At 71.6% G+C, this 13,305-nt stretch carries 14 protein-coding genes; 2 read left to right on the forward strand and 12 right to left on the reverse strand.

What is annotated here, in order from left to right:
• Positions 1 to 11: 11 nt before the first annotated feature.
• The 10 genes from VNF07_04375 to VNF07_04420 all read right to left on the reverse strand — a co-directional run bounded on the left by VNF07_04375 (position 12) and on the right by VNF07_04420 (position 9,550).
• Complete coding sequence (locus VNF07_04375; GenBank protein HVB05469.1) at positions 12 to 698, reverse strand: hypothetical protein; 687 nt, start codon at positions 696 to 698, stop codon at positions 12 to 14.
• A gap of 138 nt (positions 699 to 836) precedes the next feature.
• Complete coding sequence (dnaE, locus tag VNF07_04380; GenBank protein HVB05470.1) at positions 837 to 4,445, reverse strand: DNA polymerase III subunit alpha; 3,609 nt, start codon at positions 4,443 to 4,445, stop codon at positions 837 to 839.
• A 123-nt stretch (positions 4,446 to 4,568) separates the two neighbouring features.
• Entirely contained in the window at positions 4,569 to 5,735 is a 1,167-nt protein-coding gene (locus tag VNF07_04385; protein ID HVB05471.1) for an amidohydrolase family protein, read from the reverse strand.
• 77 nt (positions 5,736 to 5,812) lie between these two features.
• Positions 5,813 to 6,340, reverse strand: coding sequence for a proteasome activator (locus tag VNF07_04390; protein HVB05472.1), 528 nt, complete (start codon positions 6,338 to 6,340; stop codon positions 5,813 to 5,815).
• Between the two features lie 49 nt (positions 6,341 to 6,389).
• Positions 6,390 to 6,776 carry a hypothetical protein gene (locus VNF07_04395; protein HVB05473.1) on the reverse strand — a complete coding sequence of 129 codons (387 nt, stop codon included), beginning with the start codon at positions 6,774 to 6,776 and terminating at the stop codon, positions 6,390 to 6,392.
• A 66-nt stretch (positions 6,777 to 6,842) separates the two neighbouring features.
• The gene (msrB, locus tag VNF07_04400; protein ID HVB05474.1) at positions 6,843 to 7,259 is read right to left on the reverse strand and encodes a peptide-methionine (R)-S-oxide reductase MsrB; all 417 of its coding nucleotides are present in this window, start codon (positions 7,257 to 7,259) and stop codon (positions 6,843 to 6,845) included.
• The gene (locus VNF07_04405; GenBank protein HVB05475.1) at positions 7,256 to 7,606 is read right to left on the reverse strand and encodes a hypothetical protein; all 351 of its coding nucleotides are present in this window, start codon (positions 7,604 to 7,606) and stop codon (positions 7,256 to 7,258) included. Before VNF07_04405 ends, msrB begins: the two co-directional genes overlap by 4 nt.
• Positions 7,607 to 7,647: 41 nt before the next feature.
• Positions 7,648 to 8,400, reverse strand: a complete 753-nt coding sequence (locus tag VNF07_04410; GenBank protein ID HVB05476.1) for an SCO1664 family protein — start codon at positions 8,398 to 8,400, stop codon at positions 7,648 to 7,650.
• Positions 8,361 to 8,864 carry a DUF3090 family protein gene (locus tag VNF07_04415; GenBank protein ID HVB05477.1) on the reverse strand — a complete coding sequence of 168 codons (504 nt, stop codon included), beginning with the start codon at positions 8,862 to 8,864 and terminating at the stop codon, positions 8,361 to 8,363. Before VNF07_04415 ends, VNF07_04410 begins: the two co-directional genes overlap by 40 nt.
• The gene (locus VNF07_04420) at positions 8,861 to 9,550 is read right to left on the reverse strand and encodes a histidine phosphatase family protein (GenBank protein ID HVB05478.1); all 690 of its coding nucleotides are present in this window, start codon (positions 9,548 to 9,550) and stop codon (positions 8,861 to 8,863) included. Before VNF07_04420 ends, VNF07_04415 begins: the two co-directional genes overlap by 4 nt.
• A 25-nt stretch (positions 9,551 to 9,575) precedes the next feature.
• On the opposite strand from VNF07_04420, the gene VNF07_04425 reads away from it, so the two are divergent.
• Positions 9,576 to 10,307 (forward strand): uracil-DNA glycosylase, encoded by a 732-nt coding sequence (locus VNF07_04425; protein HVB05479.1) that lies wholly within the window; start codon positions 9,576 to 9,578, stop codon positions 10,305 to 10,307.
• Positions 10,308 to 10,381: 74 nt separating this feature from the next.
• Here the strand turns inward: VNF07_04425 and VNF07_04430 are convergent, their stop codons facing one another.
• Entirely contained in the window at positions 10,382 to 11,467 is a 1,086-nt protein-coding gene (locus tag VNF07_04430; protein ID HVB05480.1) for a Coenzyme F420 hydrogenase/dehydrogenase, beta subunit C-terminal domain, read from the reverse strand.
• Positions 11,468 to 11,536: 69 nt separating this feature from the next.
• Complete coding sequence (gene bcp, locus VNF07_04435; GenBank protein HVB05481.1) at positions 11,537 to 12,004, reverse strand: thioredoxin-dependent thiol peroxidase; 468 nt, start codon at positions 12,002 to 12,004, stop codon at positions 11,537 to 11,539.
• 120 nt (positions 12,005 to 12,124) lie between these two features.
• On the opposite strand from bcp, the gene VNF07_04440 reads away from it, so the two are divergent.
• The gene (locus tag VNF07_04440) at positions 12,125 to 13,303 is read left to right on the forward strand and encodes a DEAD/DEAH box helicase (GenBank protein HVB05482.1); all 1,179 of its coding nucleotides are present in this window, start codon (positions 12,125 to 12,127) and stop codon (positions 13,301 to 13,303) included.
• Positions 13,304 to 13,305: the final 2 nt, after the last annotated feature.

Here is a 13,305-nt window from a genome sequence, read left to right on the forward strand (position 1 = left end):
CCGCCCGGGTGCTACTTCGGCAGGTTGTTCGCCGCGAGGTCCTCGGCCATCGCCCAGCCGAAGGCGACGAGGCTGTCGCGGCGGGAGAGGTCGAGGCCCTCGAAGAGCGCAGCCACCTCGGCCGGCTGGGAGACCGGCTTCTTCGGCGCGAAGTCGAGGCCCCCGGAGACCTCACCGGCACCGGCGAGGATGAAGGTGCGGTCGTCGAGCTGGCCGTCGGCGCCGAAGCGCTTCGCGAGGCGACGTCCCCAGGCCCGCTCCTCACCCGTCGACTTGTGGTCCGGGAGGGGCACCACGTCGGTGAGGCCCTTGTAGGCGCGGTAGGCGGAAGGGTCGAAGAGCCGCGTGCCGACGAGCACGTCCTCGTCGGGGAAGGCGAGCAGCGCGCGCCGGTAGAGGTCGCGCATCACGGCCTTCAGCGCCGGCTCCCCGGCCGTCGTGCGGCTGAAGGAGGCGACCCCGATCAGCAGCGACGGCGTGCCGCCGATGCGCTCGAGGGTCGAGAAGGCGAAGCCGCGCAGCTTGTTGTCCTCGCGGGCGGCGGTGACGAGCACCCATTCCTCCCGCTGCTTGGACAGAAAGCCCACGTCATAGCCGGACGGACCGTCAATACAGAGGTCCGCCATCTCCACGAGCTCGCCGTCGGCGAGTGCCGTGGTGTCCTTAGTCGCGACGTCGATCACAGTCCGGCCCCTCATCTTCTTCGCGCGTCCGGCAGCCTTGACGCCACCTGACGTCGACCTGCCCGGCTGGAGAAGCGTCTCGGTGCCGGATCGGCCGCCTGGGAACATTCTACGGGACAGATGAATGGCCCCGCCAAGCGGAACCTTTCCGGCTCAGGCGCCGAGCGCCTGCGGCCCGAAGAGCTCCTTCAGCGCGCCGACGAATCCGCCCCCCGGATCGACGTTGAACTGGGGGGGCAGGCGCAGCACCTTGTCGCCGAGGCGCAGGTGGATGGGCACGGGGCCGGGGTGCTCGACGACGAGCTCGCGTAGCGCCGTGACGAGTGTCTCGGTGAGCGCGAGCACCGGGACGGCGACCTCGATCGGCAGGTTGGCGTCGTCGAGGGCGAACTCGGGGCGGGTGATCTCGCGCGCGATCAGCTTCGGGACGTCGTCGCGGACGTCGGGGCGGCCGCGCACGCAGACGATCGCGTCGCTCTCGAGGCGCATCCCGTACTCCTGCATCGTGCGGGGGAAGCAGAAGACCTCGATCGAGGACTCGAGGTCCTCGAGCGTGAAGGTCGCCATCAGCTCGCCGGCCTTGGTGTAGCGACGGGAGAGGTTGGTGACGACGCCGCCGAGGGTGAGGAAGTCGCTCTGGAAGGGACCCGCGCCACCTGAGGAGGCCTGGTCGACGAGCTCGGCGATCGAGAGGTCCGAGAGCCGCCGGAGCGCCGCCTCGTAGCCGGCGAGCGGGTGGTCCGAGACGTAGAGGCCGAGCATCTCCTTCTCGAAGGCGAGGCGCTCGCTCTTGGAGAACTCGAGGTCGGGGATCTCGCGGCGCGCCTCGCCGAAGCCGCTCGAGCCCGTCGGGGCCTCCTCGACGAGCAGGCTGAACAGCGTCGAGATGCCGAGCTCTTCCTCGCGCCGCAGCATGAGGACGTGGTCGATGATCTCCTCGAAGACGAGGCCGAGGCCCTTGCGGGGATGGTCGAGGGAGTCGAAGGCGCCCGCCTTGATGAGGGACTCGACCGAGCGCTTGTTGAGCACCGAGGGGTCGACCCGGCAGCAGAAGTCGTGGTAGTCGGCGAAGGGGCCGTTCTTCTCCCGCTCCTGCTCGATGAGGGCGACGAGCCCCTCCCCGACGTTGCGCACCGCCGAGAGGCCGAAGATGATCGCCCCCTCGCCGTCCTCGGCCGCGTGGCGGGGGGTGAAGTTGCTGAGTGAGGCGTTCACGTCCGGGACGTGCACCTCGATGCCGAGCGCCCGGCACTCCGCGAGGTAGACGGCGCTCTTGTCCTTGTCGTCTTTCACCGAGGAGAGCAGCGCGGCGAGGTACTCGACGGGGTGGTTCGCCTTCAGCCAGGCGGTCTGGTAGGCGACGAGGCCGTAGCCGTAGGAGTGGGACTTGTTGAAGGCGTAGTCGGCGAAGGGCTCGATGACGTCGAAGAGCTCGGTGCCGAGGCGCTCCCCGTAGCCCTCCTGGACGCAGCCGGCGACGAACTTCTCACGCTCGGCCTGCATGATCGACCGGGACTTCTTCCCGGCGGCGCGGCGGAGCGAATCCGCGTCCTCCAGGCTGTAGCCGGCGAACTTCTGCGCGACGCGCATCACCGACTCCTGGTAGATCATCAGGCCGTAGGTGTCGCGCAGGATCGGCTCGAGGTCCTCGTGGGCGTAGGAGACCGGCTGGCGGCCGTTCTTGCGGTCGGCGTAGTCGCGGTGCATGTTCGCCGCCATCGGCCCCGGCCGGTAGAGGGCGACGAGCGCGGCGACGTCGTGGAAGCTCGTCGGCGCGAGCGAGCGCATCAGCGAGCGCATCGGCCCGCCCTCCAGCTGGAAGACGCCGATCGAGTCCCCCTTGCAGAGGAGCTCGAAGGTCTTCTCGTCGTCGAGCGCGACGCCGTCGATGTCGGGGCGCTCACCGGTCGCCCCCTCGATGAGGTCGAGGGCCGTCTCGATCACCGAGAGGTTGCGCAGGCCGAGGAAGTCCATCTTCAACAGCCCGAGCTCTTCGACGCCGTGCATCTCGTACTGGGTGACGATCGGCGCGTCCGAAGGGTCGGCGCCGGGCTCGGGCTTGCGCTGGATGGGCAGGTACTCGGTGAGCGGCTCGTTGGTGATCACCACCGCGGCGGCGTGGATGCCGTCCTGGCGGCGCAGCCCCTCGAGGCCGCGGGCGACGTCGATCACCTTCTGCGCGTCGGGGTCGGCCTCGTAGATCTCGCGCAGGTTCTGCGCCGCGACATAGCCGTCCTCGAAGCCCTCGCTCCGGTCGAGGCAGGCCCACAGGGGCGTGTCCCGCCCCATCACGAGCGGGGGCATCGCCTTCGCGATGCGGTCGCCGAGCGCGTAGGGGAAGCCGAGGACGCGCGCCGCGTCGCGCACCGCGGCGCGCGCCTTGATCGTCGAGAAGGTGACGATCTGCGCGACGTGATCCCAGCCGTAGCGCTCCGAGGCGTAACGGATCATCTCCGAGCGGTAGCGCTCGTCGAAGTCCATGTCGATGTCCGGCATCTGCTTGCGGCCGGGGTTGAGGAAGCGCTCGAAGAGCAGGTCGTAGGCGATCGGGTCGATGTCCACGATCCGCAGGCAGTAGGCGACGCAGCAGCCCGCCGCCGAGCCTCTCCCCGGACCGACGCGGATCCCGTGCTCGCGGGCGTGGCGGATGAGGTCCCAGACGACGAGGAAGTAGGCGGGGAAGCCCATCGAGGAGATCACCCCGAGCTCGTACTCGAGCCGCTCGGAGACCTGCGGTGGGAGCGGGTCCCCGTAGCGCTGGCGCGCCCCCTCGGCGACGAGGTGGCGGAGGTAGTTCGCCGCCGAGGTCTCGTAATCGGCTGCCCGGAACTCCTCCGGCACCTCGAACTCGGGGAGCTTCGGGTTGCCGAGCTCGATCTCCACCTTGGCGCGCTCGGCGATCCACAGCGTGTTGTCACAGGCCTCGGGGACCTCGCCGAAGAGCTCGCGCATCTCGGCTGCGGTCTTCAGGTAGTGCTCGTTGCCGTGGAACTTGAAGCGCTTCGGGTCGTCCATCATCGCCCCGGTCTGCACGCAGAGAAGGGCGTCGTGGGCGACGGCGTCGACGCGCCGGCAGTAGTGGCTGTCGTTGGTCGCGACGACCGGCGCCTTGATCGCCTTCGCGATCTCGAGGAGGCCGGGGTTGGTGCGGCGCTGCTCGTCGAGGCCGTGGTCCTGCAGCTCGATGAAGAGGCTGTCGCGCCCGAAGATGTCCTGCAGGCGGGCGGCGAGGCGCTTGGCCTCGTCGAACTGCTCGTTCAGCAGTGCCTGCAGCACGACGCCACCGAGGCAGCCGGTCGTCGCGATCAGCCCCTCGTGGTGGCGCTCGAGCAGCTCCCAGTCCGTGCGCGGCTTGTAGAAGTAGCCCTCGAGGTAGGCCATCGAGGAGAGCTTCATGAGGTTCGCGTAGCCAGCCCCCGACTCCGCGAGCAGGGTCAGGTGGTAGTAGAGCTTCTCGCCCCGCTCCCCCGCGTCGCCACCGGTGTCGTCGACGCGGCCCCGGCGGACCGGTCGGTCGGTGCGCGAGTTGGCGGCCATGTAGGCCTCGGTGCCGATGATCGGGGTGATGTCGTGCTCGCGGCACTCGCGGTAGAAGTCGAGGACCCCGTACATGTTGCCGTGGTCGGTGATCGCGATCGCGGGCTGGCCGTCGGCGGCCGCGGTCGCGACCACCTCGCTGACGCGGGCGGCACCGTCGAGCATCGAGTACTCGGTGTGCTGATGCAGGTGGGCGAAGGACCTGCCCGCCCCGGACGACGCCATCGGCGTGCCTCCACAGCTCGTCCACACCCCTCATCCACGGGCTGTGGACGAACTACAGGGCTGTCATTTCGGACTCACCGACAATAGCGCGGAGCCCTCCCGCGCGCTCCGGTGCCCGGGGGCTCAGAGGTGCAGGAAACGCGTGATGTTTCCCTCGACCATGAGCTGGCGCTCGGCGTCGGGGACCCCTTCGAAGTTCACGGCGAGCACCTCCATTGAGAACGGCCAGTCCGACTCCTGGTGCGGGAAGTCCGAGCCCCAGACGAGCTGGGTGACCCCGATCGCGTCGCGCTGCAGCACGCCGATGCGGTCCTGCTGGAAGCCCCACAGGAAGTGCCGGCGGATGTACTCCGACGGGGTCCCCGCCCGCAGCGGCCTCCACCCGAGGAACTCCTCGGCCCAGCCCCGATGGCGGGAGAAGCGCTGCTCGGCGACTTCGAGGAAGAGCGGGATCCAGCCGATCTGGGTCTCGGCGAAGAGGAACTCGAGCTCGGGGAAGCGGTCGAAGACCCCCGAGAGGACGAGCTGCAGCGCGTTCACGCCACCGGGGCGGGCCATCTTCGTCGTCTGCTCGGCGAATTGCGCCGTGCCGCGGATGCGCGACAGCACGCCGGGCTTCGCGTCGGGGTACTCGAGGAGCGAGGTCACCCCGGCGGTGCTGATCTCGACGTGGGCGGTGAGCGCCATCCCGAGCTCGAGCGAAGAGCGCCAGAAGGCGTCGTCGGAGGGCTTCGGGACACCGCTCCCGTTCGGGAAGCGGCTGAGGAGCACCGCCCGCAGCCCCGCCTCCTTGCAGTAGGCGAGCTCGGCGAGCGCGTCGTCGATCCCGCTCTGGGGGATCACGCCGACGCCGAAGAGGCGATCGGGTGCGGTCGCGCAGTACTCCTCGGCGAGGAAGCTGTTGTAGGCGCGGACGACGGCGAGGTAGGCGTCGTCGTCGCGGATGTTTCGCCACAGCCCCGGCCCGGAGACCCCCGGGAAGAGGACCTCGGCGTCGACGCCGTCCTTGTCCTGCTCACCGAGGCGCTGCGTGGCGGGGCCGGTGCCGGCGGTCGTCTCGTAGCTCTGCCCGAAGGGCGTCCAGGTCGTGCGCCCCTTGCCCCCGTAGAGGTCCTGCGGCGTCTCGCGCAGCGCCGCCCCCTCGACGACCCAGGCGTCGCCGCCGTCGGGGAGACGGATGACGCGCGGCGCGCGCGCCCGGTGCTCGGCGGGCACGCGCTCGATCCACCACTTCGAGTCGAGCTCGAGGTGCGTGTCCCCGGAGACCACCTTCTGGCCGGTACCGCCCACAGCTTCCCCTCCCGCGCCGCGCGCCTCGTTCGTCTCGGAGTCCTCACCCCCGCCACGGGTCGCCGCGGCGGGCGCTGCTACAGGTACTGGCCGCCCGGCGGGGAGCCGCCCGCCTCACGCGCGCCGGCCGGCAGGCTGCGGCGGCGCATGTCCTCGAGCTGTGCCTGGGCCGCCATCTGCTGTGCGAAGAGCGTCGCCTGGATGCCGTGGAAGAGCCCCTCGAGCCAGCCCACGAGCTGCGCCTGTGCGACGCGCAGCTCGGCGTCGCTCGGCTCCTCGCTGTCGAAGGAGAGAGTCATCCGATCGAGCTCCGCGGCGAGGTCCGGGGAGAGCGTGTCGGCGAGCTCGCGGACCGAGCTCTCGTAGATCTCGCGGAGGCGGATGCGTGCCGCCGAGTCGAGCTCGACGCCGCGCACCTCCTCGAGGAGCTGCTTGATCATCGAGCCGATGCGCATCACCTTCGCCGGGCGCTGGACGGCCTCGGCGGACATCGCCTCGGTCTCGCCGCCCGGGGTGGCCTCGCCGGGCGCGCCGCCGGGAGGCCCCGGGATCACCAGGTACTGCGCGCCGTCATCACCCTCGCGGAGGGGCCCCTGATCGCTCATCTTCCGATTCTCTCTGTCGCGAGCACGGGCGTCGAATCGCCCGCAGCGGTCACGCCCGGGTGACCCGCCGGAGCTCGTCGAGGGAGAGTTGGGTGGTCACCTCGCCGGCGCAGCGCTCGCAGCGGCTCGTGTGCCGCCACGAGCGGAGCAGCTTGGTCCCGCTCTCGTCGAGGAAGATCACGAAGGCGTCCGAGCTCGGGTGCACCACCAGGCGGTCGTACGGCCGCCATTCCGTGGCCACCGCGCTCGGGAGCGCCGAGTTCTTCAGCACCCTGCAGAAGCGCCGGTCCTCGAGGTCGAAGAGCCACGTGCTGTGACAGGACTCGAGCGCCAGGAAACGGCTGTCGGGCAGCTCGCCGCTCTCGGCGCGGAGGTCGTCTTGGGGGAACGGCAAGAACTCCACGCCGCGATCTTGTCGGCTGCGGGCGTCGGCCATGCCGCGGCAGTATTGCAGTGCCGTGACGATGTGCCGCGGGGCCTCAAGGTCCCCGCCGCGCGGGCCTCAGACGGCCTTCCCGTCGAGCTTCAGACTCGTCGAGTTGATGCACCAGCGCTCACCGCTCGGCCCCGGGCCGTCGTCGAAGACGTGGCCGAGATGACCGCCGCAGCGCCGGCAGGTGACCTCGACGCGGCGCATGCCGAGGCTGTTGTCGACGGTCATCTCCACGGCCGCGGGGTCGAAGGGGCGCACGAAGCTCGGCCAGCCCGAGCCCGAGTCGAACTGGTCGTCGGCGGCGAAGAGCTCCTGCCCGCAGGCGGCGCAGCGGAAGGTCCCCTCGTAGACGGGGTGGGTGTACTCGCCACTGAACGGGCGGTCGGTCCCCTTCTCCCGGAGCACGTGGAACTCCTCGGCTGAGAGGCGCTGGCGCCACTCCTGATCGGTGAGCTCCATTGGCTCGCTCGTCCCTTCGGTGGTCATCGCACCCCTCCCGCTCCTTCTCCGACCAGCTCCTCGAGGAGCCGGCTCTCCATCCCCAACAACGCGTAGGCGGCGACGCATTCCCCCGACAGGGCGGCGCCGTCGGCGGCGTGCAGCAGGGCTGCCGCGCAGTCGAGGGCGGCGGCGCGCTCGAGCACCAGCACCTCGGGGCCGCCCTCTGCCAGCAGCCGGTCGAGCGGCGCCGGCGGGGCGTCGCTGAGGAGCTTTCGCAGCGCGTCGCGCAGGCGCGCCGTCTCGCGGTGGCCGAAGACGACCTCGGGCGCGAAGCGCAGCCGCGCCGCGGGTGCCCCCCCGCCCTCGTCCTCGGGCGCTCGTGGGGAGTCCATCGGCCGAGGGTCGCGGGCCGCGCTCCCGTGGCGCCTACCGCTCACAGGAGCGGCCAGGGATAGGCGCGTCGGTGGGTCGGGGCGGGGAAGGCCGGCCAGCGGAGCACCGCCTCGGCGCGTTCCACGAGCGCGGCGAGCTCCTCTTCGTCGAGGAGGCCCTCGAGCGCCGGGGGCAGCGCGTCGCGCAGCTGCCGGCAGGCACCGAGGATCTCCTCGGGGACCTCCTCGCCGGCGAAGTCCCACATCACGGTGCGCAGCTTCGGCTCGACGTGGAACGAGAGGCCGTTGTCGATCCCCCACAGCGCACCGTCGGCATCGACGAGCACGTGGCCGCCCTTGCGGTCGGCGTTGTTGAGCAGCAGGTCCAAGCCGGCGAGCCGGCGCAGCGGCTCCTCGTGGCCGCCTTCGTCGTGAAGGGCGAAGTAGTGACGCTCGGGGTCGGCGTCGATGAAGCGCTGCAGCGAGCCGAGGCCGAAGGGCGCGTCCCTCCTGCCGACGGTTTCGGGGATCATCCCGATGCCGAGCCCCTCGGCGAGCGCGTAGGCGGCCACCTCACGGCGGAACAGGCCGTCGGGGAAGTCCCACAGCGGCCGCTCACCCCCGAGCGGCTTGTAGATCGCGCCCCCGGTGACCTCACCGAGGGTCAGCTCGACGAGGAAGGTGGCGTTGGAGCTGTAGGGCATGCGGCCGAGGACCTCGACCTCGCCGAGGGCGAGCAGCTCGAGCCATCCCTCCCCAGCCAGGCCGGGCGCGCTCAGAGCAGCGGCGCGTGGTGGCCGTTCGTCCTCGGGCACGAGTGACCTCTCGGATCGAGCGGATAGCCGCAGAGCGGACAGGGGGGGCGCCCCGACTCGACGAGGCGGGCGCCGCGGATGGCGAGCGCACCGGCCTGCTCGCGCGTCATCGAGACGCGCAGCTCGTCGCCCTCCTCGTCGTCGGGGACGCGCGCCTGGATGACGAGGACGATCCGGTCGGCGTCCTCGTCGTAGGCGATCGCCAGCGCGCCCGCGCGGAAGTGCTCCTCGGCGAACTCCTCGAGCTCGAGGCCCTCCTCCGAGGGGAGCTCGCCCGGGCGCGGCGCCTCCTCGAGGAGCTTGCCGACGTGCACGGCGAGCGCCGCGATCTGCTGCTTCTCGGCCCTCACCGTGACGAGCAGGCGGTCCTCGCGGGCCTGCAGGAAAAAGGCGCGCTGGCCGGGCTCACCGACGGTGCCGACGGTGACACGCTCGGGTGAGGCGAGCTCGTAGATCTCGCTCAATTCGCCGCCCGCCGTCGCCTGGCGGCCGCGGCGGGGGCGGGGCCGATGCCGAGGTTCGCGAGCTCGCCCGTCGAGTTGACGGCCAGCACCGTCGGCGGCCCGCTCCCGTAGGAGACGACGCTCACCGAGCAGGGGGAGATCACGGTCCGCTGCATGAGGTCGAGTGGTTGGCCGAGCGCGTCGGCGACGGCGACCTTGATCGGGTCGGCGTGGCTCACCGCGACGACGACCTCTCCGCGGTGGGCGGCGGCGAGGCGTTCGACGGTCGTCGACATCCGCGAGGCGAGCTCAGCGAAGGACTCACCGTTCGGGAAGCGGAAGCCCGAGGGGTGGCGCTGCACGGTCTGCCACTCCGGCAGCTTGACGAGGTCGGCGAGCAGGCCGCCCGTCCACTCGCCGAAGTCGCACTCGAGCAGGCCGCGGTCGATGCGGGTGGCGATGCCGAGCGAGCGCGAGATCGCTCCCGCCGTCTCGCGCGCGCGCTCGAGCGGCGACGAATAGAGGGCCTTCACCGATCCGAGCGCCACGAGCCGCTCGGCGGTGCGCGCCGCCTCCTCGAGGCCCCGCTCGGAGAGGTGCAGCCCCTTTGCCCTGCCGGGTAGGACCTTGCCCGTCGTCGGCGTGGTGCCGTGACGGACGAAGCAGATCACGGTCCGCGGCTCGGCGCGGTGGCGACGCGGCGGCATGGCGCAACCGTAGCGTCGTGCCCCAGTGCCCCCCTTTCCCGCGCCCCGCCCGCCCGACGACGATGCCTTCGCCTCCCTCGGTGCGGAGGTGACCGGCTGCCGTGCCTGCCAGCGCCTCGTCGCTTGGCGCGAGCAGGCGGCCACCGACCGGCGCGGCGGTCACCTCGGCGAGAGCTACTGGGCGCGCCCGCTGCCCGGCTTCGGCGACCGGCGGGCACGGATCGTGCTCGTCGGCCTCGCCCCCGCGGCGCACGGCGGCAACCGGACCGGGCGGATGTTCACCGGCGACCGCTCGGGGGACTTCCTCTTCGCCGCCCTGCATCGCGCCGGCCTCGCCAACCAGCCGACGAGCACCGCACTCGACGACGGTCTGGCGCTCACCGGTGTGTACGTCACTGCGCCGGTGCGCTGCGCGCCGCCGGACAACCGCCCGACCATCGAGGAGCGCGACCGCTGCGCCCCCTTCCTCGCCCGCGAGGTCACGCTCCTCACGCGGGCGCGCCTGTTCCTCGCGCTCGGCGCCTACGGCTACGAGGCGCTCTGGCGCCTCCCCGGCCTCGCCGCCGGGCGCCGCCCGAAGTTCGGCCACGGCGTGGAGGCGGAGCTCACCCCCTCGCCGGAAGGCGAGCCGCGGACGCTGCTCTGCTCGTACCACCCGAGCCAGCGCAACGTCTTCACCGGGCTGCTCACCCCCGAGATGTTCGACGGCGTGCTCGCCCGTGCCTGCGGGCTCGTGGGGCTCGCTGGGCCGGCGTAGCCGCCGCGACCCCGGCCTCTCGGTCCCTCCGACGGCGCCGGACCGTGCCGGCGGAGGGAAGGGTTGCTGCGGCGCTAGCCGGCGTCGCGCGGCGGGACGAGGCCCGGGGCGACCCCGGCCTCCTCTGGCCAGCGGCGGCGCGAGGCCCGCGAGAGGCGGTCGAGGAGGCTGAGCACGGCCGGGTCATCCTCGATCGGGCGCGTCTCGATCACCCCGGCGGCGACGAGCCCGTCCATCACCTCCCGGCCGCGCGCCGTGCGCACCACGGTGAGGGTGTAGTCCGCGAAGGCACCGATGCCGCCCGTCGAGATGTCGGCGTGCTCGGCGGCGAAGTCCGGGCACTGCAGGCAGCCCTCGCGGGTGAAGGCGTGCGCCTCCTTGAGCGGCACCTCGTGGTAGCCGCCGCCCTCGGTCCACAGCTGGAAGACGCCTTTGATGTTCATCTTCTTGATCGAGGCGCGCGCGATCCCGTAGTTCGCCTCGAAGAGCCCCTCGAAGATCGAGTCGTCGAAGGTCTTCGAGCACATGAGGCCGATGGTGAGCGTGAAGCGGCGGGCGACCTTGCCGGCGCGGCGGGCCGACATCACCGCCGGCGCCGAGGCCTGACAGCTCATCCCGACGAGGGCGAGGCGCTCGGCGCCGCCCCCCACCGCCTCCGCGTAGCCGAGCGGGTTCGCCGAGTAGGTGTAGCGCGAGCCCGCCGAGGCGAGCACCTCCTCGCGGGTGCGGGCGACGCCGGGCACGGCCTTCCAGCTCTTGCCGTCGCCCTCCAGGTAGTTCACGAGGGCGGCGTCGATGACGTCGTTCTCGAGCGCCCAGATGAGCATCGCCGAGACGAGGCCGCCGTCCTGGCCGTTCTCGACGAGCGCCGGGTCGGCCGCGCGCGCGAGCAGCACCTCCTCGGCGACGCCGTGGATCTCGGTGGCCTCGCGCGGCCGCCCGAAGAGGAAGTTGTCGATCTCGGGCTCCCAGTCGCGAAAGCGCGGGCAAGCGCGGGTGCAGAGCGTGCAGCCCCGCTCGCCGTGGGTGCAGTTGTCGGTGCCACCGTCCGCCTCGACGTGGAAGGGCTTGTAGCGGCCGTTCTCGTCGTCGTAGCCGAGGACGTCGTAAGGGCAGACGACCACGCAGGCCGCACAACCTGTGCACAGCCCGGAGGTCACGACCTCCCGGTAGAGCTCAAACCAATGCGGCTTCTCCGGCGGCAAGGCCGACCCTGTCCCCGGAGCCGACTAGGCGCCGAGGGTCGCGAGGACCTTCGGCGCGTGGCCGTCGGCCTTCACGTTGTACCAAGCGGCCTCGATCGTGCCGTCGGCGCCGACGACGAAGGTCGAGCGGATCGTCCCCATCGTCGTCTTGCCGTAGGAGACCTTCTCGCCGAAGGCCCCGTAGGCCTCCATCACCGAGCGGTCGGGGTCCGAGAGGAGGTGGAAGTTGAGGCCGTACTTCGCGCGGAACTTCTGATGCGAGGTGGCACCGTCCTTGGAGATGCCGAGGACCTCGGCGCCGACACCGGAGAAGTCGGGGAGCAGATCGTTGAACTGGCAGGCCTCTTTGGTGCAGCCGGGGGTGTCGTCGGCGGGATAGAAGTAGAGGACGACCCGCTTGCCGGCGAAGTCCGAGAGGGAGACGGTCGCGCCGTCCTCGTCGGGGAGGCTGAACCCTGGAGCGCTGTCACCAACCTCGAGATGCACCGTCATCGCGACCTCCTCTCGTGCCCGCTGAGCAGGATACACAGCGGCGTCGCGGGGGCCACCGGCCGCCGGCGCGGCGAAGGGGGCGGAACGGCGACGGCGCTGGGGGTGGCAGACTCCTCGACCGTGGCTTCTGACTTCGGCTCGCTCGGCGTCGACCCGACGCTGGTCGAGGCGCTCGCCAAGGACGGCATCGCCGCCCCCTTCCCCATCCAGGCGCTGACGATCGCCGACGCGCTCGCCGGGCGCGACGTGTGCGGCAAGGCGAAGACCGGGAGCGGCAAGACGCTCGCCTTCGGCCTGCCGATGCTGATGCGCACGCCGCGCGCAGACGCCCGCCAGCCCGCTTCGCTCGTCCTCGTGCCCACCCGCGAGCTCGCCCTGCAGGTCACCGAGGTGCTCGCCCCGCTCGGCGCCGCGGTCGACCGCCGGGTCGGCGCCGTCTACGGGGGCGCCGACCTCGACCGCCAGGTCGGCCAGCTCGCGAAGGGTCTCGACGTCGTCGTCGCCACCCCCGGCCGACTGATCGACCTCTCCGACCGTGGGGCGGTGCGCCTCGACGCGATCGGCACGCTCGTCGTCGACGAGGCCGACCGCATGGCCGACATGGGCTTCCTCCCCCAGGTCGAGTGGCTGCTGCGCAAGATGACCGGCCGCAGCCAGACCCTGTTGTTCTCGGCGACCCTCGACTCGGCCGTCGACCAGCTGGTCCGCCGCTACCTCTCCGATCCCGTCTTCCACGAGGTCGCCTCCGAGCAGGTGACCGTCGAGGAGATGGAGCACTTCTTCTTCAAGGTGCACGAGCTCGACAAGGTCGACGTCGTGGCGGCGATCGTGCGCGGCGCCGAGAAGGTCATCATCTTCCTGCGCACCAAGCGCGGCGTCGACCGGCTGACGACGCGGCTCCTCGCCGCGGGGGTGAAGGTCGCCGCGATCCACGGTGACCTGCGCCAGGGGGCGCGCGAGGCGGCCCTCGCGGACTTCACCTCCGGCAAGCTGCACGGCCTCGTCGCCACCGACGTCGCGGCGCGTGGCCTCGACATCGACGGCATCGACGTGGTCGTGCACTACGACATCCCCGAGGACCAGAAGGCCTACCTCCACCGCTCGGGACGCACCGCCCGCGCCGGCGGCCGGGGCGCGGTCGTCACGCTGCTGTTGTGGAACGAGGAGATGCTCGTGCAGCGGCTGCAGCGACGCGTCGGCCTCAGCGAGCCGATCGTCGAGATCTTCTCGAACGACCCGCGCCTCGCCCAGCTCGGCGAGCCCTCGGGCGAGAGCGCCCTCGGCGCCGGCGCCAGCTAACC

The sequence above is a fragment of the Acidimicrobiales bacterium genome (genome assembly GCA_035533595.1).
Lineage (GTDB): Bacteria > Actinomycetota > Acidimicrobiia > Acidimicrobiales > Bog-793 > DATLTN01.